Raw genomic sequence first — 23,344 nt, 5'->3', positions numbered from 1 at the left:
TCGACCGGACCCAGTGCCGTGTAGCACGCGATACGGGTAGCGTGTGTTGCGTGACGGAGGACACGCGGCAGCAGACGGAACAGGCACTTCGAGGCCGGGCTCGACACGGGGACGAGATCGAGGCCGAGCGGGACCCGCTGATCCTCCCGGCCGGGGTGGCGCAGGCCGACTGGGCCTCCCGTACCGACACCGACCGCATCCTGGCTCTGGTCCAGCAAGGTGTGCGCACACAGGAGATCGCAGGCCTGAGGGCCGCAGATGCCGACGGCGGAGCCGTCAAAGTGAGTCCGGGTCACGCCCGCTGCCGAGAGCTGCCGTTGCCCGACGAGGCTGCGCAGCGACTTGCGGACATCCTGGGTGCGGCCGGTGCGACCGGTCCTGTGTTTCCCGGCGAGCCTCGGCGTCGGCCACGGCCCGACTCCTCCGCTCCGCCCGCTCCGCCGGCTCCGCCCGCCGTGCACGAGGTCGGCGAAGGGCGGCGCCCGGGCCGGCCGACCGTCATCGAGATGCGCCCTGTCAGCTCCGTCGATCTCCAGGCCCGCGAGATCGATCCTGCCCGCTACCGCATGCCATAGGGCCAGCGTGCCGAGCCGTTCGTCGGCACGGGTTCGCCTGATAGTGCATGCCTGAGCAGAGGCGTCGCTGGATCGGAGACTACCCCGCCTGCACCAGCTCCTCCGCCGGCACGGCGGACGGCGACCATCGAGCCGACCTCGCCGCGGACGACCCCACCGGCCAAGAACGTTGGGCCCGGCTGTCAGTGAACGTTGCGAAGGCCCGGAGGCCTCTGACTGCGGCGTCCTGATCCGGACCAGGGGCGGAACGTGCGGTCAGCAGTACGGCTGCTGGTTGGTCAGGGACGCTGCCACTCGCGTCCACACGCCGAACAGCCGGTAGAGGACGGGCTGGCTGCCCTGAGCCTGGACGGTCCGGGCATCGACCGAGGTGACCCCTGGAATTCCCAGAAGCGTTGAGGCCACGGAAGCCGACTGCCAGCGGACCGTGAGAGTGGATGGGGCCGCATCGATGACCGGGGCCTTCGGAGGTACGGAGAGACTTGTAGCGACCGCTTGCTCGATTGCGGCACGCGCTTCTTCCGCCGGGCGCAGATCTGCCGCGAACCGGTCCCGCGCGTACTTCACGGCCACGGTCGTCACCGAGGCGTCCCATTCCGTCATCTCCGTGCAGGCACGGTCGTCACCGGTCAGGGCCGTCACCGGCACGCCGATGGCGGCCGCGGTGGCGTGTGCCAGGCCTACCTCACCTACGGGCCGACCGTCCAGCCACATGTCTTCGATCTCGTGCCCCATGAAGCTGTGACTCAGCACGCCGAGGGCACCGGCCCGCGCGTGGTAGCCGACGCAGATCACGGCGTCGTGCTCGGGGGTGAGGCCTTCGAGCATGCCCATCTGTTTGGGTTTTCCGCGGATGAGACGCGCCGCCGGGTGCAGCGACTCGGGCAGGAGGTTGCGCATCGGGCCGTGCGCGTCGTTGACGGTGATGTCGGTGGCGCCGGCCCCGAGGGCGCCTCTGATGGCGGCGTTGACGTCCTCCGCCATCATCAGCCGTCCACGCTCGTAGTCCCGGCCGCCCGGCTGGACGTCGTCGGCGTCCACGAGACCTGTGACGCCTTCCATGTCCACGCTGATGTAGATCCGCACTGGGTCATCTCCTCAAGCTTGATCGCTTGGGAGACGTCAACCGCTCTTCGCCTGGTTCCCCGTCACTAGGGCCTGTGTGTGTTGTGATCAGTATTGCGGTTTTGCGCCCGCCTGAAGGTGCGACACGGTAGGACGCCGTGCGTGTCGCGCAGGCAACTCACTGATGGGCAGTGGATGTTCATCGAGACGTACTTGCCGATCGGCGAGTACGGTCCCTATCCAGAGAGACTGCGCGACCAGTTCGAGGGAGTGATCTGGCGGTTTCGCTCCGGCGCCCAGGGGCGGGAGATGCCCTCCGAGTTCGGTCGCCGGTAGTGGCCCCACCACGGGCCCCGGGGTTTGGCACCGCCGGGCGGCCACGACGGGACGGTTAGGATGCGGCGCATGTTAAGAGCTGCTGATGTTGCGGCCGCGAGTGCGGCCTGGATGTGGGCCCCGGACGATGCGGAGGTCGTCGAGGGCGACGAGTTCACGATCGTGCGGCTGCCCGAGCATTTCGCCTGGGACCTCTCGGTGCTCGCCTTCACACCGACCGGGCCGCTCGGTCCGGCCGTGGACGCGGTGATCGAGCGGGCGCGGGCGTTCGAAGTGCCGGTGTTGGACTGGGAGGTGGGGCTCGGCGCTCCAGCCGGGCTGGCCGCCGAGCTGACAGCGCGCGGCGGGCAGGTGAAGCTGACCGCGGAGGTCCTGGCCAGGGACCTGAGCCAGGACGTGCCCGCGCTGCCGCCGCCCACGGCGGACATGACGATGCGGTGGGCGACGGACTTCGAGACCGCACGGGACGGATCGGCGGTCGCGGTCACCGGGTTCGGTGGGGCGCTGCCGCCCGACGAGCAGATCGAGGCAGCGGCCACCAAGCACGCGGCCGCCGTCGCCGCGGGTGGTGGCGGCATGCTGGTCGCCTACGTGGACGGGACGCCGGTCGGCTTCGGCGGCCTCTCGCTGGTGGACGGTGTCGCACGGCTGTCGGGTGGGAGCGTGGTGCCCACCGAACGCGGCCGGGGCATCTACCGGGCGCTCGTCGAGGCGCGGCTGTCCTACGCGACGACGCACGGCGCGACGATGGCCCTGGTGAAGGGGGACGTGGTCACCTCGGCCCCGATCCTGCGCAAGGCGGGCTTCACGTCCTTCGGTCAGGAGCCGATCTACGCCGTCCCGCTGAGCTGATCCCCTGCTGCCCGGCCTCGCCGGCGGGGCTACGCTCGGGCTGGGAGCTTCTGCCAGCAGGCATTTCAAGTGGTGAGCAGAGCAGGCACGGTTCACCCGATCATGGAATTCTCTGCACTTCATGATCACCGGGGGGATCCCTGCCTGCTATCCCAGGATGCATTCCCGACCCGATGCGAGACCAATTGCTCGCACTGCTGTCCCCGTGTGAGGACCGGCACCCACTCGGCTGCCACCGGCCCCGGATCAGCGACGCCATCGTCTTCGGCCGCCTGGTACAGGTCCTGGTCTTCGGCTGCGGATACGAACGAGCCGCCGACGAACAATGCTCGGCCACCACCATGCGGCGCCGCCGCGACGAGTGGGCCGCCGCCGGCGTGATGGGCCAGCTCCACTTGCTCGTGCTCGCCGCCTACGACCGCGTGGTTGGCCTCGAACTCGACCGCCTGAGTGCCGACGGCTGCATCGCAAAGGCACCCTCCGGCGGTGAATGCGCTGACAAGAGTCCAGTTGATCGAGCCAAACTCGGCCTGAGCGCTCGCAGTTGACCGATGGCGCCGGCATACCTCGGTCATCGAGCCGGCACCCGCCAACATTCGCGACGACACCCTGCTGCCCGCCACCCTCGACCGCTTCACTGCCCTGGAACCGGCCCTTGGCCCCCTGCCGGAGCATCCGCGCCTGGCTTTGGACGCCGGCTACGACTACCGCCCGGTCCACGACCACCTGGCCGAGCGCGGGATTGGCGCCCACATCGCCCCGCGCGGCGTGAATACCCCGATCCAAGCCCGCGGCCGCTGGGTGGTGGAGCGCACGAACTCCTGGGTGACGTGGGCGGCTCGCTGAGTAGGGCGGTCGCCTGACGTTCGAAGACGAGGTTCGGAGTTCTCGGCTCAGCCTTGTCTGTGATCCGGGGATGGGGAGCAAGGTCCGCGGTTGTCGATCCGAGCGTGCGGTTTCGTGGTCGGCGGTGGCGTGGATCTTCGTCGTCTGGCGCAAGGACAGTTCGTAGGTGAGTGCTCCCGTGGGCTGGTCCTCGCACAGGCACCCGTACGCCTGGCCTGGCTGGCCTATCCGGGCGGGCCTGGTTACACCAGAGGCATGGACGCTGGCGACGCGATCGAGGTGGGCGAGGCGGGCGAGGAGCCTTCGAGTCCGGGGGTGTCCCGCCGATGCGACCTGTGCGGCTCCCCTCCCACTGACGATCCTGAGATCTTCGCTCTCGTCCTGGATTCTTCGTTCGTTCATGGCACCGACCGGAGGTTCGACGGGCAGCGCTTCCTGACCTTGTCCTACCTTTCAAGCGGGTCGGATCTGATCATTCGTAGGATCGGGGAAGCCCAGGGGTTACGGGTATGGCTGTGAGCTTGTCGCCGCCTGATGGCCCAGACGACTTGGCCGCCCGGAGCTCCGCGACGACTCGACCGCTAATTGGGATACGCGACTTGATCGCTTCGTAGGACAACGCCGGCGAGGTCGTCTGCTGGGAGTCATGTGAGACGACGAGCTGACGGAGGTGACCGTGCCCCAGATATGGGCCGGAGTGGACATCGGCAAGGAGTATCACCACTGCGTGGTGATCGACGCCCAGGGCAAGCGACTCCTGTCGCGCCGGGTCCTGAACGACGAGACGGTCCTGCTGGAACTGATCAGCGACGTGCTCGCGATCTCCGCCGACGTCCTGTGGGCGGTGGACATCAACCACGGCGGCGCGGCCCTGCTGATCGGACTGCTGCTGGACCACGGCCAGCCGATGGTCTACCTCACCGGCCTGGCGGTCCACCAGGCATCCGCCGGCTACCGCGGCCAGGGCAAGACGGACGCCAAGGACGCCTTCGTCATCGCCGACCAGGCCCGGATGCGCAACGACCTCGGCCGCCTGCGGCCCGGCGACGAGATCGCGGTCGACCTGCGCACGCTGACCGGACGCCGCACCGACCTGATCTGCGACCGTACTCGGCAGATCAACCGGATCCGGGCCCAACTCCTGGAGATGTTCCCAGCGTTGGAGCGAACGCTTACTGTGACAAACCGGGGCCCGGTCATGCTGCTGACCGCTACCAGACCCCGGCCGCTATCCGACGCAGCGGCGCGAAGCGCATCGAGACCTGGCTTCGGAACCGCAAAGTCAAGAACGCCGCCGTCATCGCCGCCACCGCGGTCGAGGCAGCAGTCGGCCAGCAGGCTTCCCTGCCAGGCGAGAAGCTGGCTGCCGCCATGGTGGCCCGCCTCGCGAAGGGGATCATCGCCCTCGACGAGGAGATCGCCGAGCTCGACGCCCTCATCGAAGCACGCTTCCGTGACCATCCACACGCAGAGATCATCCGCAGCATGCCCGGGATGGGCACCCTGCTCGGTGCCGAGTTCATCGCCGCGACCGGTGGCGACATGGACGCGTTCGGCACACCGGACCGCCTGGCCGGCTTCGCCGGCCTGGCCCCCGTGCCACGAGATTCTGGACGCGTCAGCGGCAACATGCGTCGCCCTCGCCGCCACCACCGTGGCCTCCTCCGGGCCTTCTACCTGTCCTCCATGGCCAGCATCAGATCGTGCCCGGCATCGAGGGCCTACTACCAGCGCAAACGCGACGAGGGGAAGGGCCACAAGCAAGCCGTGCTCGCCCTCGCTCGCCGCCGGGCCAACGTCCTCTGGGCGATGATCCGTAACGGAGCGTTCTATCAACCGGCACCATCAGTCACGCTCACCGTTTGACATCCGCATTGGGAAGTCGTTTAACGTCCGGCTTCGAACAGCCGGGTGGCATGCCCTTCCGCGCCCGGGCGGGCGCGGAAGGGCGCGAGCGGTCGTGTCGATGGTCAGCCGAGCCGCTCCAGCCACCAGAACAGGAGGCCGACGGCCCCAGCTCCCAGCGCGGACCCGGCTCCGCTGACCATCCGACTGACAAACTGCTTCTTGTAGCGCTGGACCGCGTTCTGGGCGACACGCGGACTAGGCCCCGCACCTGCCCCTTCCTTGGACATATCCTTCACAGTGGTGACCTCCTTGTTTGAAGCACGGGTGATCGCCGAACGGGCCCCGACCCTTCTCGCCAAAGATCCGGTTGGGGCCCTTCTGCTCAATTCACACGCTAGGCGTGTGTTTGCGGACCTTCAATTGCCAGACGCGCGAATCACCCTAGTGTCGCAATGGATTTGCGCGTCCGTGACCTCAGCCGTGGGGCGGTCGCCCCTCATCGAGGTCCTACACAAAGCGGGTCAACCACCGCGCCGCCTCCAGGAGATCGCGCTTGGCGGTCTCGGTTGCGATCAACAGCCGCCGAATGGGGCACGGTCTTTGCTTCTGCCTGCCGGCTACGGCTGCAGACCAGGGCTACGGGCTGACGAAAGGAAAGCGAAGTCAGGCCATTCAAAAGAGCTAGATCTTTATATATCGACCTGCGATAAAATGGCACAAATTGGCCTGATGTCACATTGGGAATTCTCTGGGTGGGTGGCGGGCGGCGGTGATCTATTCCTATCTGCCCCGCCGGTGCATGCTCTGATTGTGCCATCAACTCGGAGTTGTGACGTGTGAGCCCCGTCTTCCGGCAAATGGAGACAGCATCCGGGACGTACTCCCAACCGGGTGTGAGGAGTGAACTCCCCCCCGCTACGACCGATGGTCCGCCCCCAGGAAGGGGGCGGGCCATCGGATTTGCGGTGGTCAGGCGACCGGTTGGGCGCGGGGCTTGAAGATCGGCCGGGCCGTCTCGAAGGCCGTGATGTCATCAGCGTTCGCCAGCGTGATGCTGATGTCGTCCAGGTCGTTGAGCAGGCGCCAACGGACGTTCTCGTCCAGCTCGAACGCGGCGGTCACGCCCTCCGCGCCCTCCGCGCGCGCCTCCAGGGCCACGGTGATCTCGGTGTTCGGGTCGGCCTCGACCAGCTCCCAGGGCTGATCGACCGTCGGCTGCGGCAGCACCACGGTCAGCAGGCCATTCTTCAGCGAGTTGCCGCGGAAGATATCGGCGAATCGCGAGGAGATCACGGCCTGGAAGCCGTAGTTCTGCAGCGCCCAGACCGCGTGCTCGCGCGACGATCCGGTGTCGAACTCAAGGACCGGCGACCAGCACGGTCGCCCCCCGGTACTCGGGCTGGTTCAGGATGAATGACTCGTCCTTGCGCCAGGCTTCGAACAGGCCGTCCTCGAAACCCGAGCGGGTGACCTTCTTGAGCCAATGGGCGGGGATGATCTGGTCGGTGTCCACATTGCTGCGGCGCAGCGGGACGGCCCGGCCGGTGTGGGTGGTGAACTTCTCCATGGGAACATTGACGGTCGACAGGTCGGCGGGCGCGGCCAGGTGGCCCAGCACTGCGGTGGCGACGGCGACGAACGGGGTCAGCCGGCTGGCGTCGATCAGCACCTCGGCGTCGAAGACCGCGTCCTCGTCGGTGGCCAGGGTCTCCCAGTAGGCGACCGCGGCGTCCCAGTCCTCGCCCTGCGGGGCGTGCGGACGGCCCTGCATGTAGGGGAGGTGGTCCGGTCCGGGGTGATCATGCCGGCCCGGGCGCCCGCCTCGATGGACATGTTGCAGATGGTCATCCGAGCCTCCATGGGTCAGGCCCTGCTGCGGTCCCACCACGTGGACGACACCCTGCTCGACGTCGCCCAGCGAGTGGTTCCGGACGCCGAACTCGGCCGCGTTGCGGCGCACGGTCTCCAGCTGCATCTTGGAAACCGGGTCGGCGATCGGCTTGTCGATGTCCAGGGTCGGGGTGTTGTGGTCCTCGGTGGCGATCGTGAGGTCGGTCCGGCGGACCTGGCGGTCGGCCAGGCGCAGGCCGTCGAAGGCCTGCGGGCTGGTACCCCGTGCAGTAGGTGCAGGTCATGTAGAGCAGGTCGGGCTCGCCCTCGGCGCGCCGGACGACGTGGTCGTCCCAGACCTTCTCTGCCAGTGTCCGTCCCATCGCGTTCGATCCAGCCGGCCGCTCTGCTGGCCTGGTCGTGGTCGTTGGGTGCCCGGTCCCCGGGGATTTGTCCGGGGTGCTCCGTCCAGGGTGGCGGTCTTCTCGCGAGATTGAACTTGCGTCTCGCTCACTGAGACTGCAGTATCGGCATATGGGCAACACTAGCGGCGTCGGCGTTCTCGGCAAGGCCGCTTTGGTGCTCAGCGCACTGGAGGCGGGGTGTCGCGCGCCGTGCTCAGGTCGTGCCGGTTCGGTGCGTACTGCGCGGTAAGTCTCACCTTGTGATCTATCCAGCGGCCTCGAACAAGCGGCCCCGGTGATCACTCGTCCGGGTGTTCCCGGGACAGCAGAACGGCCTTCGCGTGATCCTGAACTCGACCAAGAGGTAGAGGACTTGACGCGAAGGCCGTAGTGATGAGTGTGGTGGAACAGGGCGTGCAGTGCGAGCCGTTCGCGGAACTGTCACGCTTCCGGGGGGTCTTCTACGACTGCCTGACCGGACGGCGCGACGCCCTGTTCGAGCTCACCGATGCGGTGCTGTGCACCGACGGCCCGGTGAAGACCCTGGTCGGCCTGGCGCTGGCTCCCGAGCACCGGCGCGGCCACGGCGCTCTGAACCGGGGCCGCCTGGATGTCGACCGGCTGCGGGCCGAGCTGGCCGAGCTGGCCGACCTGCCGCTGCCCCGCGCCGCCGACGGCCGTCTGGTGCTGGCGGTGGACGTCTCGCCGTGGCTGCGGCCCGACGCCGGCACGAGCGACGCCCGCTCATTTTGCCACACCTACGGCCGTGGCGACGCCAAGCACCAGATGATCCCGGGCTGGCCCTACTCGTGGGTCGTGGCCCTGGAATCGGGCCGGACCTCCTGGGTCGCTCCTCTGGATGCGGTGCGGCTGCGGCCCGGCGACGACCTCGCCGCGGTCACCGCCGCACAGCTGCGGGCCCTGGTCGAGCGCCTGATCACCGCCGGCCAGTGGAGTCCGGGCGACCCGTCGGTGCTGATCGTGGCCGACGCGGGCTACGACGTGATGCGGCTGGCCTACCTGCTGCGCGACCTGCCCGTGGAGATCCTGGGACGTCTGCGTTCGGACCGGGTGATGCGCCGCCCGGCACCGACCCGTGCAGAGTTCGCCCTGGCCAACCCGGCCGCCGGGCGGCCGCCCAAGCATGGCAGCGAGTTCATCTTCAAGGACGCCAGGACCTGGGGCGCCCCGGACGCGGAGGGGAAGACGGAGATCACCCGCTACCGCACCGCCCACGCCCAGAGCTGGGACCGGCTCCACCCCAAGCTGCAAGGGCGCGCCGCCTGGCGGGACCACCCCGGCCAGCTCCCGGTCATCGAGGGCACCGTCATCCGCCTCCAGGGCGACGACCTGCCCAGCGGCGGCGACCCCAAGCCGCTGTGGTTGTGGTGGTCACGGCCCGTGGCCGATCCCGCGGAGACCGACCTGGCCTGGCAGACCTTCCTGCGGCGCTTCGACATCGAGCACTTCTTCAGGATGATCAAGCAGACACTCGGCTGGACCGCTCCGAGACTGCGGGAAGCCGAGGCGGCGGACCGCTGGACCTGGCTGATCGTCACCGCCTGCACCCAGCTCCGCCTCGCCCGCTATCTGACCACCGACCTGCGACGGCCATGGGAGAAGCCGGCCGAACCGAACAAGCTCACCCCGGCCCGAGTCCGACGCGGATTCCGACACCTGCACGCCAGAACCTCAACGCCGGCCGCAGTGCCGAAACCCGCTCGCCCCGGCCCCGGGCGCCCGCCCGGCTCCAAGAATCGCCGCCCCGCGAACCGCTACGACGTGGGTCTGCTCCTGGTCACCGGCGAGTCCTACCGCCGACCGGCTCACCACAAGGTCGGCACCAAACCACGCCGCACCGGATAAATCACAAGCTGACGGCATGTGGCCGAGTGCATCTGGCAGTTCTCGTGGAGCGATATCAGCATCGGCCGTTTGTCGAGGAAGAGCTGTGGGCTGGCCAGATCGCGGTCGCGGCCGAGCGGCTCGGGCGCCTGCGCGCCCCCTATGACCTTGGCTCCTTGGCGGAGGCGGCGGGTTTGACGCTGGACGAGCTCTCGTGTGCCGTCCGTTGGACGGCCGAGCGGGTTGGACGGCATCCCGAGCACGAGCCGCACTCCGCTCCCGCCCAGGGCGCCGGCAGCCGGCAGGGTGCGATTGCCGCCGGTCCCTGTCTGCCGGCCGGATCCGGGAGCCGGCGGCGATCGGGCGGCAGTCCAAGCCGTCGTGGTCAGGTGAGGTGGTTGACCAGGGCGGTGAACAGTGCTGGTGCGCGGGTGGCCAGCGGGACGATTCCCGGGGCCAGCATGGAGCTGGCGCGGATGCGGACCAGTGTGTCGGTGAGCAGGCGGTGGCGTCGGGTGGAGCGCCGCCACGCGTGCTCGTACTCGTACGGTCGGTCGGTGCGCAGGCAGCGCACCAGGTGGGCGGCGCCGGTGAGGGCGAGGGAGATGCCTTCGCCGGTGAGTGCGTCGATGTAGCCGGCGGCGTCGCCGACCAGCAGGACGCGTCCGGCCACCCGGGCCCGGACGCGGCGGCGCATCGGTCCGGCGCCGCGCACGGCGGAGGCGGACCGGGTGGGGAGGCGGTGGCGGAGGGCGGGGAACGCGGCCAGCAGCTCGTCGAACGGCAGGCGCTCGCCGGTGAGGATGGCCACGCCGATCGACTCGGGGGCCAGCGGGGTGACGTAGGCCTCGCCGAGCGCGGACCAGTGGACCTCGACGCAGTCGGTCCAGGGCGCCACCGCGAAGTGCCGCCGCAGCCCGTAGCGCGCGCGTCGGGGGTCGGGGCGTTCCAGGCCCAACTGCCGCCTGATGGGCGAGTGCAGGCCGTCGGCTGCGACCAGGTAGCGGGCGGCGAGGCCGGCGGCGGTGACGCTGCCGCTGTCCTGGTGGATGGTGGTGACCTTCCTCGCCAGCACGGGCACGCCGAGGTCGGCCGCCCGGCGGTGCAGGGCAGCGTGCAGGACGGTCCGCCGCACGCCCATGCCGACCTGATGCCGGAACCTGCCCTCGGCGAGGTGGCGCTGGTCCAGATAGCGGATGCCGTGGATCGGGTACCCGTCGAGTGTGACGCCGAGTTCGGCCAGGGCGCGGACGGCCCCGGGCATCAGGCCCTCGCCGCAGGCCTTGTCGATCGGTGCCGGGCGTGGTTCGAGGACCGCCACGTCGAGCCCGGCCTGGGCGGCGTGGATCGCGGTGGCGAGGCCTGCGGGGCCGCCGCCGACGATCAGCAGGTCGATCACGCCGGCACCGGTGTGCAGCGGGTCAGGGCGGCGTTCTCGCAGCGCAGCCGGGTGGCGAGCAGCGGCAGGTTGAGCAGGGTGAAGCCGGTTGCGGTGAGCCAGGCGCCGTGGACGAGCGGCAGCGCGGCCCCTTCGGCAACGACGGCGAGGTAGTTGGGGTGGCTGAGCAGCCGGTAGGGACCCGTGGTGACCAGGGGTAGGCCGGGCACCACGATGACCCGGGTGTTCCAGCGCGGCCCCAGCGCGTGGATGCACCACCAGCGCAGCACCTGGGCGCCGAGTGCCAGGGCGAGCATCGGCCAGCCGAGGGCGGGCGGGAACGGGCGGTGGGCGAGGTGGACCTCGGCCAGGCAGCCGGCCAGCAGCCCGGTGTGCAGCAGCACCATCACGGGGTAGTGGCCGCGCCCGTACTCGATGCCACCGCGCGCCAGGCTCCAGGCCGCGTTGCGGCGTGCGACGGCAAGCTCGGCGAGGCGTTCGGTGGTCACCAGCAGGATCAGCAGGGTGTAGGGGGACACGTGGACCTACCAGCGCAGCAGGACGAGTTCGGAGCAGAAGCCGGGCCCCATGGCGAGCAGCAGGCCGGGCGTGCCGGGCGGCGGCGGGCGCAGGGCGAGGGTGTCGCGCAGGATGTGCAGCACGGAGGCGGAGGAGAGGTTTCCGACCCGGGCCAGCGAACGCCGGGTCAGTTCCAGTGCCCGGTCGTCCAACCCGAGTGCCTCGCGCAGGGCGTCCAGGACCTTGGGGCCGCCCGGGTGGGCGACCCAGCCGGTGACGTCCGGCGGCTTGAGGTCGTGCTCGGCGAGGAAGGAGCGGACGTCCTCGCCGACGTGCAGGCGGACCAGCTCGGGCAGCTCGGCGCCGAGCACGATCTTGAAGCCGGTGTCGCCGATGTCCCAGCCCAGCGCGCGCTCGGTGCCGGGGTACAGCCGGCTGTGGGTGGCCACCACCTCCGGACCCGCGTACTCCTGGCGGCTCGGGTGTTCCCGGCCGACGGCCACCAGGGCGGCGGCGCCGTCACCGAAGAGAGCGCCGGCCACCATGTTCTGCACCGAGGTGTCGGTGCGCTGCAGGGTCAGGGAACACAGTTCGACCGAGAGCAGGACCGCGACCTGATCGGGATGGCCCAAGAGGTAGTCGTGCAGCCGGGCCAGGCCTGCGGCCCCGGCGACACAGCCCAGACCGAAGATCGGCACCCGCTTCACGTCCGGGCGCAGGCCCACGCGCCCGGCCAGCCGGGCCTCCAGCGAGGGCGCGGCGATACCCGTCACGGAGGTGGAGATCACCAGGTCGACGTCCTCGGCCGCCAGCCCGGCCGCCGCCAGGGCGCCGGTCAGCGCCTGCTCGGCGAGCCGCACGCCGGCTTCGATGAACAGGTCGTTGGCCTGCCCGAACCCGCTCAACTCCCGGTACTGCTCCAGCGGCAGGACCAGGTGACGGGTGCCCACCGTGGCGGTGGCGTGCAGCCGCTCCAGGACGCCGCGCTCCGCGTCCTGCGGCAGGCAGATCGCCGCCAGGGCCTCGGTGATCTCGCCCTGTTCGTACCGGTACGGCGGGAGGACCCCGTGGACGGCGGCGACTCTGGTCATCGGGCCAGCATAGGGTCGAGCTGACCATTCATCACGAAATGGTCGGGATTCGGCAATTCGCCCGATCTAGGATGAGGGGCGTGCACACCGCCGGAGCCCAGCACACACCTGCAGCCACGGAATCGCGTTCCGGCGCGGGCGGGCTGCTCCGGGGGCTGCTCGCCGCCTCCCACGCCGTCCCGTCCCTCGCCGTCACCGCCGTGATCACCGCGCTGGCCGCCGCCTCGGGGCGGGGCATGACCGGCATCGTGCTGGTGGCCCTGGCGGTGTTCGCCGGGCAGCTGTCGGTGGGCTGGTGCAACGACCGGGTCGATCTTCACCGGGACCTGGCCACCGGCCGGGGCGACAAGCCGCTGGTGAACGGCGCGGCACACCCACGGACCGTGGCCGTGGCCGCCGGGTGCGCGCTCGCGCTGTGCGTTCCGCTGTCACTGGCCGGCGGGCTCGCGGCCGGCGCGGCCCACCTGGCCGGTGTCGCCGCGGCCTGGTCGTACAACCTCGGACTCAAGCGCACGGTGCTCTCCTGGCTCCCGTACGCCGTGGCCTTCGCGCTGCTGCCCGCCTTCGTCACCCTCGCGCTGCCCGGCCACCCCTGGCCTGCCACCTGGGTGATGGCAGCCGGCGCGCTACTCGGCGTGGGCGCCCATGTCACCAACGTCCTGCCCGACATCGACGACGACCTGCGCACCGGCGTCCGGGGCCTGCCCCAGCGCCTCGGCCCGCGACGCTCGCGGATCCTGGCGGGCGTTCTGCTGCTCGCCGGGGCCATCGTCCTGGTCCTGGGGCCGACCGGGCCGGTCGGTACCGTCGGCTGGATCTCGCTCGCCGTCACCGGCGCGCTCGCACTCGGCACGTCGGCGCCGAGCCGCACCGACCAGCGAAGCCGGCTGCCGTTCCTCGCCACCCTCGCCCTGGCCGCCCTCGACATCGCGCTGCTCCTGCTGCGCGGCACCGCTCTCACCTGACATCCCGTTGCGCGCGGGGCGGCCATCTGCCCAGGGTTGCGCCGGCGGTGAGGGGTGCCGCTGACGGTGTCGGCCGAGCGCCAACCGCCCCCGTCGGCTTGCTGCCCTCAGTGGCGTCGGTGCTGTCAGCTTTGATTCCCTCCGGGGAGTACCGGACGGCAGGCGCTGTGACGGTCCGTCATGCACGATCCCCATCACGCCACGGACCGTCTGGTACCAGGGCGCCGAGCACGGCCAGCAACTGTGGAGGCTCAACCGGGTCCGGCAGGGAGCTCAGATCCGACCATTCGATCCAGACGTGCGTGTCCAGGTTGACCTGCTCATCGGGGAGCAGGCCGGTCCGCACTAGCGACGGTTGCTCGTCGGCGAACTGCGCAACGAAGAAGTGCTCCGTTCCGATGTACCGCTTGCCGTTCCACTGGACATCACGGTCGACTGGCCCAGACCGATCAATCACCGCGGCCGGGTCGAGTCCGGTTTCCTCGGCCACCTCGCGTCGTGCCGCCACCAGCGGCGTCTCGCCTGGCTCGATACCGCCACCGGGGGGCTCCCAGAGCCACGTCCCATCGAACGGATCACGCCAGTGCAGAAGAAGCAGGCGATGGGCAGCGTCCAGACATATGACCCGGGCGGCGGGCCGGTGCGTTGTTTCCACCATCCTGACGCTATGCGAGGCTCGAAATGTGGATCAAGACCTGGGTCTTGTTGATCGACATTTCAAACACGCTCTAGTCCAGGAGGATTGCCTGGGCAACTCAACGGTGGACGCCTCACCCGGGTCCAGTACTTGCCATGTGCGAGCGGTTGTCGGGGCAGTGATTGTCGCAGCAGCAGCCACCGCCTGCCCCCTGGGGGGCTGGAGGTGCCAGCGTTTCATGGCGCGCGAAGGGATTCAGAGGCGACACGGGTCTTGTGGCCGGCGTAGGTCAAGTTCGGGAGGTGGTGGCCGGACTGCGGGGCGGGCGTGCGTTGAACCGCGATGAGAGCGGCGTCGTCGCTGAGGTATCCGCCGACGTGGGTGAGGAGGTCCTGGTGGATGTGGTGGAGGAGTTCCTCGGGGCTGCTGTCGGTCCACTGGGCGACCCGTTCCGCGAGCGGGTAGAAGACTCCGTCAGGGTCGCGGGCCTCGATGACGCCGTCGGTGCACAGCAGGAGGATGTCGCCGTGTTCGAAGCTGAACGTATCGATGGTGTGACTCGCTGGTCTCATGCCGCACAGGCCCAGTGGGGGCGCGGGGTCGGGACTCGAGACTGTGGTGACGTGGTCTCGGCTCAGCAGCAGGGGTGGAGGGTGTCCGCAGTCGGTCATCCGGGCGGTAGCGGAGTTGCCGGGGATCTCCAGTAGCAGGGCGGTGATGAAGTGCTCGCCGGCGTCGTCCTGTGTCTCGGCAAGATCGTTCAGGTACTGGCAGACGCTCTCGTCGAGGGCTGCGGCGAGGGCGGGCAGCGTGGCGCATTGGCGCGAGGCCTGGCGGAAGGCGCCGACCAGGAGGGCGGACTCGCCGATGGCTGCCAGGCCCTTCCCACGGACGTCGCCGATGATCATTCGTGCGCCCGTGTCGGTGCGTGTCGCCGCGTACAGGTCGCCGCCGATTTCGGCCGGGACCGCGACCCGCTGGAGCCGGCCGCGACCCGCGACTGCCCGCACTGCGATCAGCCGATCACCATCGTCGCCCTGCTCGCGACGCCCGAGGCGGCCCGGCCGAGCCTGTCCAGCTGCCTCCCCGAACCCGCCCCGCTGAGGAGGGTTCCCTGACCCGGCCGACCACCGGGAATCGCTGACCCGCTGTCAACCATCGGGCCCGGGGGGGGGGGGGGGGGGGGGGGGGGGGGGGGGGGGGGGGGGGGGGGGGGGGGGGGGGGGAGAGGGGGGGGGTTGGAGGCAGCCGAAGGTGGAGTCCCCCCCCCGCCCCAACCCTTGGTCCCTCCCCCTTTTTGTTCGCCGTGCCCCGGCACGGCTGGAACGGAGTTTAGGCAGAGGCACGCAGGTCGGTGGCCGTCAGCAGCGACAGCAGGTCGATCCCCTCGGCCTTGAGAGCCTCGGCACCGCCCTGTTCGCGGTCGATGACGCAAAGAGCCTCGCGAACATCGGCTCCCAAGGCACGCAGATCGGCAGTCGAGAGCACGATCTGTCCGCCGCTCGTGACCACGTCTTCCACCACCAGCACACGTCGACCAACGATGTCCGAGCCCTCGGCCAGGCGGCAAGTGCCATACTCCTTGGCCTGCTTGCGGACGAAAGCGCACGGCAAGCCCGTGTGTCGGCCGAGCGCGGTGACCACAGGGATGCCGCCCATCTCCAACCCCGCCAGCACCTCGATGTCAGCCGGCATCAGCGCGGCCATCTCCTTGGCGATGGCATCCAGAAGAACCGGATCGCCCTCGAAACGGTACTTGTCGAAGTACTCGGTGGCGGTCCGTCCTGATCGAAGGACGAACTCACCAGTGAGGTGAGAAACGGAATGAATACGGCTGGCAAGCTCTGAGCGCGTCACAGACAACCAGTGTCCCAGCACGCCGCTACGACCCCGCAGCCGGGGGCACCCCAGGCGATGGCCGCCGCCAACGGCACCGCAAGCCATACCAAGGACCACGCGGCGTACAGGCGAGTGCACTTGGCCATGCTGCAGGCCTATCTGGAGTTCGTGAACGCGGCCAGGCTGTCTCTGGACAGATCGCAGGGCCGGCTCGATGACCTCGCCGGGGGCCCTCCCCCCTGGCTTATGGTCGAACGCTTCCTGGTGCGATGACCGCATGTGTTCTGAGCTGGTCGGCCGGCCGGCGGACCACCACATCTTCACCTGAGGTCAGGTGGCAACTCTGCAGGGGTACCCGGCTCGGCCCGCTCCGGCGGCGGTCTGGCGCTGCTCGGCCCAAGTATGGTGGGCAAGCTGCTGGGCAAGCCGGCCCGGAGTCGATCAGGGCTACGCCGTTCTCTCGCAGCTGGCTCGGAGGGAGACGGAACCAGGCACGGCCACCAGCGATTACGAGGCCAAGGAATCCCCGATCGCCACAGCGGAAGACCATGCCTGCACGTTCATCATCGCCCGTACCCACGGGCCTGCACCGACATCGCCGCAGGGCTTCGTCACCATGCCCGCGACCTCACGGGGGTGTCAGCGCTTCTCCGGCAGCAGGAACGCGCGGCGCTCCTCGGCGCTGAGTTCTCGGAACACCCTCGTGTGGGCGCGCCGCAGTAGGCCGTCAACGTCGTGTCCGGCCAGGGTCCAGATGCGTACGGTTCGGTCGCGGGAGGCGGTCGCGAGGCGCGTGCTGTCGGGGTGCCAGGCGAGGCTGTTGCCCCAGTCGGCGTGGACGCCGAGTACGGCGGCCTGGGTGGCGGTGTCCGGGTGCCAGAGTCGGACTGTGCGGTCGCGGGACACGGACGCGATGCAGGTGCCGTCGGGTGACCAGGCGACGTCCTGGACCGGGCCCTCGTGGCCGGCCATGAGGGCGAGTTCGGTGCCGCCGAAGGGGTCCCACAGGCGGATCGTGCGGTCGCGGGAGCCGGTGACCAGGCGGCGGCCGTCGGGTGACCAGTGGACCTTCCAGACGGAGTCCTGGTGGCCGTGCAGGGTGGTGACGGGGGTGCCGTCGGTGGTGTCCCAGACGATGGCGGTACGGTCCGTGCCGGACGTGGCGAGGTAGCGGCTCTGCGGTGACCAGGCCGTACCGCCGATCCAGTCCGTGTGGCCGCGCAGGATGTGGACGGTCGCACCGGTGGCGGCGTCCCAGATGCGGGCCGTGCGGTCGCGGGAGGCGGTGGCTATGCGGTTGCCGTCGGGGGACCAGGTGACGTGGGACAGTTCATCGGTGTGCCCGTTCAGGACGATGTCATCGCCGCTGCCGGCCGCCCGCCGCACGACGGCGGCACCGTCGCGCAGGGCGGCGACCAGACGGGTGCCGTCGGGGGACCAGGCCACCGCGGACGCCTCACCGCCGCTGTGGAGGCGGGTGGTGCGGCCGGTGGCGATGTCCCGGATGCGTACGGAGCCGTCCCGGCAGGCGGAGGCGATGGACGTCCCGTCGGGCGCCCAGGCGACCTGGAGGACAGCGTCGGCCTGGCCGCCGAAGACATCGGTCGATTCGGTGACGTCCCACACGGCCGCGGTCCGGTCGCGGGAGGCGGTCGCCAGCCACCTCCCGTCGGGGGACCAGGAGACGCCGTAGATGGTGTCGGCGTGGTCGGTGAGCCGGAGTTCGAGTTCGGTGCCGTCGAGACTCCAGACGTGGGCCGTACGGTTCGCGTCACCGCCGGCGAGGCGGGTGCCGTCCGGAGACCAGGCCAGGGAGTTGATGACCTCCGGGTTTACCAGCGTCCGCTGTGCCTGCCAGCTGATGGTGCCCCAGATCCGGACGGTGCGGTCGCCGGAGGCGGAGGCGAGCCGACGGCCGTCCGGCGACCACCGCACGGACTCGATGTTGCTCCGGTGGTCGGTGAGCACCGTGACGACGACTGCCTCGGTTGCGGCCCAGACCCGCACCGTGCCGTCTTCTCCGCCGCTGGCCAGGTGTTCTCCGTCCGGTGACCACGTCACGCTCCAGACCATGCGCTCGTGCCCGCGCAACACCGCGCACTCGGCGTACGTGTCGGCGTCCCAGATCCGCACCGCGCAGTCGCTGCCCACGGACGCGAGCCGGACGCCGTCGGACGACCAGGCGACGCCGCCGACCCCCTCCTCCCGGTCGCCGGCCGTCTCCTCGTGGCGCAGGACGGCCAGTTCGGCCCAGGTCTCCGTGGACCAGACACGGACGGTGGAGTCCCGGCAGCTGACGGCAAGCCTGAGCCCGTCGGGGGCCCAGGCCACTGCCTGCATCCAGGTGCCGTCCCCCTCCAGCACGACCGGTTGGTCGCCACCCTCCGGGCGCCACACGCGGACGGTGCCGTCGTCGCTCGACACGGCCAGCAGCTGAGCGTCCGGCGACCAGGCCACCCCGGATGCGCCGCGTTCGAAGCCGCGCAGCACCGCGCGTAGCCGTGAGGCGCCCAGGGCTGTGTGCAGCGCCTGGACCGCACCGGGTGTGGCCGCGCACTCCTCCACTGCCGCGAGCGCGGCGGGCTGCGGCTCGCTGTCGACGCTTTCGAGTGCCCGCAGGGCCACTGCGTCCGCGGCGCGTTCCATCGTTGCGCGGTCCGCCCGTAGCGACCGGTCCACGAACTCCTCGACCAAGGGCGTCGTGCCGAGCGCCCGCGCGGGTTCCGCCAGCCACCGCCGGGCGACCGACAGCCGCTCCCCCGTCAGGAGGTACGCGTCCTGGTGCTCCGCACGGTCCCAGTCCTGCGCCCAGCGTTCCAGCTCGGTGCGGCAGCGCAGGTCCTCGCTCCGGGCGACGACGGCCTGGCGCAGCGGCGCCCACTGGCGGAACAGCGCCTCGTGCGCCACGTCCAGTACGCCCCCGTCACTGGTGAGCAGGCGTCCGGCGACGAAGGCGTCGGCGACCTCCTGGGCATGCGGGGCGAGGTCGCCGCGGCGGACCCGCCGGCGGGTGGCCTCGTTGCCGTCGACCGTCACGAACTGCAGCAGGGTGGGGACGACGGGTGCGTCCGCCAGCTCGGCGGCGATCCGGTCCGCCCTCTCCGACAGGGCTCCGGCGACGCCGCCGAGGGCGCGGTAGGTCTCCTCGGTCACCGTCCCGCCCGTCCCGCCGGCGCGCAGGTACAGCTCCTGGAGTGTGTAGGCGAGCAGCGGCAGCGCGTCGCCGCCTCCGCAGTCGTCAACCATGCGGGCCACCACGCCGGGCGCGAAGGTCAGCCCGGCTTGCTCGGCGGGCTTCTCGATGACCTCGTACAGCGCGTCCCGGGCGAGCGTGCCGACGATCGTCGGCTCCCGGACCAGCTCGGCGAAGCCGGACTCCAAGAACCCGGTGAGGAAGTCCGAGCGCAAGGTGGCAACCAGCCACAGCCGCGGGTCACGGCGCAGCGCGTCCCGTACGGCGCTGAGGAACGCTTCGCGCTCCTCGGGCCCGGACAGGGTGAGCAACTCCTCCAACTGGTCGATGGCGAGCAACGCGGGTCGCTCGTCGGGAAGTTGGGTCAACCGCCGTTGCAGGGTGCCGACCGGGTCCGCCCCCGGCGAGAACGGCGTCGCGACCGTCCAGCGCCCCCGCCGCCGGACCAGCGCCGGCAGCAGCTCGGCCCGTACCAGCGAGGACTTGCCGCTGCCCGACGGCCCGACCACGGTCACGAACCGCTGCGGGGACGGTCGCGGACCGGCTCCAGTTGGGCGTGCCGATGACGGCGATCCTGGCGCTGACGAGGAAGCTGGAGGCGGCCGACCTGGACGTGCGGTAGCTCCGCTCAAGGGCATCGTCAGCCCCCTCGGTGCCGGGGGCGTGATGGGCGACGTCCGTGGCGAGGATCTCGGACAGTGCCGTCATGTCCCCTCGGGAGAAGGCGTCGTAACCGTTGCGTACCAGCGTGACGTGCGGATGCTCGGCCATACCGGATCACCCCTCTGGTCTCGTAACTCCTGACCTCTAGCTTGTCACCGCGGTGGCGATCCAACGATCCGGCGGGCGTGCCCCGTCTCGGACGTTCGCACGGGCCGTCACGGTGTGGTGCGGCGGCTGACCGGAGCAGTGAACACCGGTCACGAGCGCCGCTACCGGGCGCCAACGTCCCGAGGCGCCGGTATGCCCGCCGCGCATCATTGACGGCTCGGTCAGGGGCGCAACCGCGTGAGCCGGTCCCGGAGCCGGCGGCTCCGGCCGGCCTCCTCCTCCAGACGGTCCGCGTCGCACACGCGCTGCGCCATCGCCTTCCAGAATCGTCTCAGGTGTCTCTTCGTCCAGAGTCGCCAGAACCGTGTGAGGTGTCCGCGTGCGTACAGCTGCTGCCTACGACAGAACGCCTCGCTCGGCTCGGTCCGCACGAAGCTGTCCCGGGCCTTCGGCGGGTACGGGCAGAGCCCGAAAGAGCAGCCGGCCTTGCACGTGTCTCCCGATGCCGGAACCGTCGCCTGGCCGACCGTCAGGCCCAGAGTGAGTGGGCGGCGGTCCTTGCTGAGACAGGGCGGGACGTTCGGGCGTGCCGTCTGCTTGAGGCGGTGCTCATGGTCGCCCGACAGACTGCCCTGATCGCCCAGGTCGCGCAGGAGTACGACGTCGGTGACCAGCTGTCGAGCTTTCGGAGTGAGGGTGACCCAACCGGTCGAGGGCGGGATCCACAACTGTCGGCTCTCGGCCGGGGCGGTTGAACGGGATCCCACGTGTGTCATGACACCGGCCTCGTCGATCCAGAGGAACCGCTCGGGATTTCCTTGTTTCAACGCTTGAACGGCCAGGTCGGCAGCCTGCCTGACGAAGGGGTGCAGCTTGTCGACGCGCCCCTGCTCGGTTTGGGTGCCCGCGATCTCGCACCAGTGACGGACGATCTTCTTCGGGCGAGACCTGCCCCCTTGATAGGGCCTCTGCACACCCGTGTCGGGCAACTTCCACAGTGAAAGGGCCTGGACGAGCGTGAGCTGAGAGAACCAGAAGCCGGCTCTTGGCAGCATGTTCGACGCTGCCTCGCAGAGCGCGTCCCGCGCCCACTTCTGAGCGTCCGGGTGGCTGGGGGTCCGGTTGGCCGCGTACTTGAAGCCCTGTGCGAGGGCCATTTCGAAGGAGATCGACCGGCATGCCTTCTCCTGGCCGTAGTCTCCCCAGCCCATCAGCCACTTCTTCAGGTCGTGCCCACTGCCATGCGACGTCACTTCTGAAGCCTCCCGCATCGAACCGAGCAGGAGCGGGGTGAGCCACGCGCACATGATGAGGTGGCGCCGATCCTCAGTGGTGCCCTCCGTGATTTTTTCCCGCTTGGCGTCCCATGTTTGATCGAATTTGTTTCGGAGAGCCAGGAACGCGTCCTTGCCGCCGGCGCCGATCTCCAGCGTGATGGCGATCCGTACCTCGTAGCAGTTCTCCTCCAGGCCGATGTCGAAGAGTGCCTGGTATGCGGATTTGACCGCTTCGCCCAGGTGCTGCGGGCGATCGGATCCGCCACGCTCGGAGGCGGCCCGTGCGGCCTCGGCGAAACGGTGAACGAGTCGCAGCTTGGCCTCGACGAGGCTCCGCTGGTCCACCGCCTGAAAAGCTTTCCACCGCCCTTCGAGTTTGGCAGCAAGCTCGCCGATCCGTGGATTCACGTTGATGCTATCGATCTCGAACGCCGCGGCAAACGCATCCGTGATCCTGATGGCATCGGCGTTGCCGAGCCTCGACGTGTGCTGCAGCAGGCGCTGCATGATATCGGAATTCTTGCGCGATGCGCTGCCGTCTTCGTCGAGCACGGCACGGGAGTACAGTACGGTCGCGATAAGGAATTCTCGTCCGAAGACGGATTCGGTATCCGGGTCCGTCAGGCCGTCGACCCCAAGGTAGGTCGGGTCTTCGAGGGCCACGTCCAGGAGCCGGGATCCGAGGTATGCCTGCATGACGCTGTGCTGGAAGCGGACCCCGCTCCGGTACACCTCGACGAGCCCGATCCGTTCGCCCACCGTTGCGGCCGACAGCAAATCGGCAGCTGAAACGGCAACCCCGGCCGACGATTTCAACGGCTCCCGAAGTCTTTCGTATCTCCGCGAGTGCTGGTCTGCCAGCAGGTCATCGAACCGGACGTCGAGACGGTTCATCTTCAGCGCGACACAGGCCAGCGCGGCGAGCCGCTTGACCGCGTGCTCCCGCTCCTCCGATCCCAGCGGAAGCTCCGGGTGCAGGCCGCCGTCGATGAGCGCCTGCGTCCAGTCGTGCAGCAGGCGCCATCTGAGCCCCGCTCGGTCGGCGCCGCGGGTTTTGAGCTGGCCCAGTTTGCCCGCGGCACTGAGCTCGCGGGTGATCTGCAGGTAGAGCGGAGCTGCCGCCACATCGGCGGTTTTCACGATCTGCTGCAGCCGTTGGTTCTGCTTCCCCCGGCCGAGCTCCTCCACGAAGCTGAGCGCCGCCTCCTCACTCAGCGGCTCCAGATTCATCATCACGGCGTCGGCGGCCTGAAGTGAGTCGTGCGGCCGCGACGTGATGATCAGCGGCAGCTTGTCCCGCTCGGCTCGACGGATCGCCAGGCGGATGAGACTGTCCCGGTTGCTGGCGCCTTCATCGCCACTGAGGCACTCCTCCAGGCCGTCCGCGAGTACGACGATCTTGCTGCTCACCACGAGGCGCCGCCATACCCGCTCGGCTTCGCTCGAGGACAGCAGCCTCGCTCCCACCTCCCTGCGGAACCGGTCGAAAGCCAGCTCCCGGAAGTTCAGTTTCTCCTGATCCTGGGCGTCCCTCAGTCGAATCGGTACGGGGATCGCGCCACGTTTGGCCAACCGTTGCGTCAGTCGGACCAGGACTGCCGTCTTGCCGGCGCCCACGTCGCCGACCAGAAGGTGCGGGCGGCGCAGGTCGGGGTCACGCAGGTTGTCCATGATGACCTTGCACAGGTCGTCGCGACCGACCACGTCGTGTGTGATCTTTCCCGCCGTTTCCACCAGCTCGCCGGGATTTTTCTTGGCGCCCTTAACAATCGGCCGCCCGATGTAGTGGATCCGCAGAAAGAGAACTGCCACAGAGGTGAACACGACAGAGAACAACGGTGCCAGAAATCCGGCTGCAAAGCCGCAGGACAACGAGTTCGCCATGCAGACGCCGTTGAGTTCCGCCAGGAAGGCCGGTGGATTCCACCCGATCCAGTCGTTGCCGATGAAGAAGTATCCGACCCAGAGCAGGATGAAGATGGAGGCGGCATACGAGAAGTACTTCGTCGCCATCACCCATTTGCCGCGACCGGACCACCTCTTCGGCTTCGTCATTCGTCCGTACTGACGACC

At 69.6% G+C, this 23,344-nt stretch carries 14 protein-coding genes and 4 pseudogenes; 7 read left to right on the top strand and 11 right to left on the bottom strand.

The genetic code is table 11. The annotated features are described in order from the left end of the window. Window positions 1-830: 830 nt before the first annotated feature. Entirely contained in the window at window positions 831-1,661 is an 831-nt protein-coding gene (locus tag AC060L_RS34775; protein WP_483802968.1) for a M55 family metallopeptidase, read from the bottom strand. A 141-nt stretch (window positions 1,662-1,802) separates the two neighbouring features. Between AC060L_RS34775 and AC060L_RS34770 the strand changes: the two are divergent. The 5 genes and pseudogenes from AC060L_RS34770 to AC060L_RS34750 form a co-directional block, all read left to right on the top strand. After that, a pseudogene (locus tag AC060L_RS34770) lies at window positions 1,803-1,967 on the top strand (transposase); the annotation flags it as partial. 78 nt (window positions 1,968-2,045) lie between these two features. Further along, window positions 2,046-2,828 carry a GNAT family N-acetyltransferase gene (locus AC060L_RS34765; RefSeq protein WP_483802967.1) on the top strand — a complete coding sequence of 261 codons (783 nt, stop codon included), beginning with the start codon at window positions 2,046-2,048 and terminating at the stop codon, window positions 2,826-2,828. Between the two features lie 140 nt (window positions 2,829-2,968). Continuing rightward, a pseudogene (locus AC060L_RS34760) lies at window positions 2,969-3,656 on the top strand (transposase family protein); the annotation flags it as partial. A gap of 273 nt (window positions 3,657-3,929) precedes the next feature. Continuing rightward, a complete protein-coding gene (locus AC060L_RS34755) occupies window positions 3,930-4,193 on the top strand; it encodes a hypothetical protein (RefSeq protein ID WP_483802966.1) in 264 nt (87 codons plus the stop codon). A gap of 157 nt (window positions 4,194-4,350) precedes the next feature. Then, window positions 4,351-5,540 (top strand): annotated as a pseudogene (locus tag AC060L_RS34750) (IS110 family RNA-guided transposase). 951 nt (window positions 5,541-6,491) lie between these two features. Here AC060L_RS34750 and AC060L_RS34745 read toward each other — a convergent pair. Beyond that, entirely contained in the window at window positions 6,492-6,839 is a 348-nt protein-coding gene (locus AC060L_RS34745) for a 3-isopropylmalate dehydratase small subunit (RefSeq protein ID WP_483802970.1), read from the bottom strand. A 40-nt stretch (window positions 6,840-6,879) separates the two neighbouring features. Next, window positions 6,880-7,735, bottom strand: a pseudogene (locus tag AC060L_RS34740) (aconitase family protein). 414 nt (window positions 7,736-8,149) lie between these two features. Between AC060L_RS34740 and AC060L_RS34735 the strand changes: the two are divergent. Next, window positions 8,150-9,622 (top strand): NF041680 family putative transposase, encoded by a 1,473-nt coding sequence (locus AC060L_RS34735; RefSeq protein WP_483802965.1) that lies wholly within the window; start codon window positions 8,150-8,152, stop codon window positions 9,620-9,622. A 364-nt stretch (window positions 9,623-9,986) separates the two neighbouring features. Here the strand turns inward: AC060L_RS34735 and AC060L_RS34730 are convergent, their stop codons facing one another. The 3 genes from AC060L_RS34730 to AC060L_RS34720 are packed head-to-tail and all read right to left on the bottom strand — an operon-like array spanning window position 9,987 to window position 12,589. Further along, window positions 9,987-11,000: an NAD(P)/FAD-dependent oxidoreductase gene (locus AC060L_RS34730; protein ID WP_483802964.1), complete on the bottom strand. Its 1,014-nt coding sequence runs from the start codon at window positions 10,998-11,000 to the stop codon at window positions 9,987-9,989. After that, window positions 10,997-11,518 carry an isoprenylcysteine carboxyl methyltransferase family protein gene (locus AC060L_RS34725; RefSeq protein WP_483802963.1) on the bottom strand — a complete coding sequence of 174 codons (522 nt, stop codon included), beginning with the start codon at window positions 11,516-11,518 and terminating at the stop codon, window positions 10,997-10,999. Before AC060L_RS34725 ends, AC060L_RS34730 begins: the two co-directional genes overlap by 4 nt. Before the next feature lie 6 nt (window positions 11,519-11,524). Then, a complete protein-coding gene (locus tag AC060L_RS34720; protein ID WP_483802962.1) occupies window positions 11,525-12,589 on the bottom strand; it encodes a type III polyketide synthase in 1,065 nt (354 codons plus the stop codon). A gap of 80 nt (window positions 12,590-12,669) precedes the next feature. Here AC060L_RS34720 and AC060L_RS34715 point away from each other — a divergent pair, with 80 nt between their 5' ends. Then, window positions 12,670-13,554, top strand: a complete 885-nt coding sequence (locus tag AC060L_RS34715; protein ID WP_483802961.1) for a UbiA family prenyltransferase — start codon at window positions 12,670-12,672, stop codon at window positions 13,552-13,554. A 178-nt stretch (window positions 13,555-13,732) separates the two neighbouring features. On the opposite strand, the gene AC060L_RS34710 is transcribed toward AC060L_RS34715, so the two are convergent. The 5 genes from AC060L_RS34710 to AC060L_RS34690 all read right to left on the bottom strand — a co-directional run bounded on the left by AC060L_RS34710 (window position 13,733) and on the right by AC060L_RS34690 (window position 23,326). After that, window positions 13,733-14,212, bottom strand: a complete 480-nt coding sequence (locus AC060L_RS34710) for an NUDIX hydrolase (protein WP_483802960.1) — start codon at window positions 14,210-14,212, stop codon at window positions 13,733-13,735. 215 nt (window positions 14,213-14,427) lie between these two features. After that, the gene (locus AC060L_RS34705) at window positions 14,428-15,201 is read right to left on the bottom strand and encodes a PP2C family protein-serine/threonine phosphatase (protein WP_483802959.1); all 774 of its coding nucleotides are present in this window, start codon (window positions 15,199-15,201) and stop codon (window positions 14,428-14,430) included. 322 nt (window positions 15,202-15,523) lie between these two features. Next, window positions 15,524-16,048, bottom strand: a complete 525-nt coding sequence (gene pyrE, locus AC060L_RS34700) for an orotate phosphoribosyltransferase (protein WP_483802958.1) — start codon at window positions 16,046-16,048, stop codon at window positions 15,524-15,526. Window positions 16,049-16,669: 621 nt separating this feature from the next. Next, entirely contained in the window at window positions 16,670-19,738 is a 3,069-nt protein-coding gene (locus AC060L_RS34695) for an nSTAND1 domain-containing NTPase (RefSeq protein WP_483802957.1), read from the bottom strand. A 477-nt stretch (window positions 19,739-20,215) separates the two neighbouring features. Continuing rightward, on the bottom strand, window positions 20,216-23,326 hold the full coding sequence (locus tag AC060L_RS34690) for an NACHT domain-containing protein (RefSeq protein ID WP_483802956.1): 3,111 nt from the start codon (window positions 23,324-23,326) through the stop codon (window positions 20,216-20,218). Between the last annotated feature and the right edge of the window lie 18 nt (window positions 23,327-23,344).

Source organism: Kitasatospora sp. NEAU-69 (assembly GCF_057158765.1).
Note: the sequence above shows the minus strand (reverse complement) of the source record. Positions and strands in the feature narration are given on the sequence as shown.

Bases quoted from the DNA above. Each gene is read 5' to 3' on its own strand.
- AC060L_RS34720 (WP_483802962.1), bottom strand. From the start codon at position 12,589: ATGACCAGAGTCGCCGCCGTCCACGGGGTCCTCCCGCCGTACCGGTAC.
- AC060L_RS34735 (WP_483802965.1), top strand. From the start codon at position 8,150: ATGAGTGTGGTGGAACAGGGCGTGCAGTGCGAGCCGTTCGCGGAACTG.
- AC060L_RS34755 (WP_483802966.1), top strand. From the start codon at position 3,930: ATGGACGCTGGCGACGCGATCGAGGTGGGCGAGGCGGGCGAGGAGCCT.
- AC060L_RS34690 (WP_483802956.1), bottom strand. From the start codon at position 23,326: ATGACGAAGCCGAAGAGGTGGTCCGGTCGCGGCAAATGGGTGATGGCG.
- AC060L_RS34710 (WP_483802960.1), bottom strand. From the start codon at position 14,212: ATGGTGGAAACAACGCACCGGCCCGCCGCCCGGGTCATATGTCTGGAC.
- AC060L_RS34765 (WP_483802967.1), top strand. From the start codon at position 2,046: ATGTTAAGAGCTGCTGATGTTGCGGCCGCGAGTGCGGCCTGGATGTGG.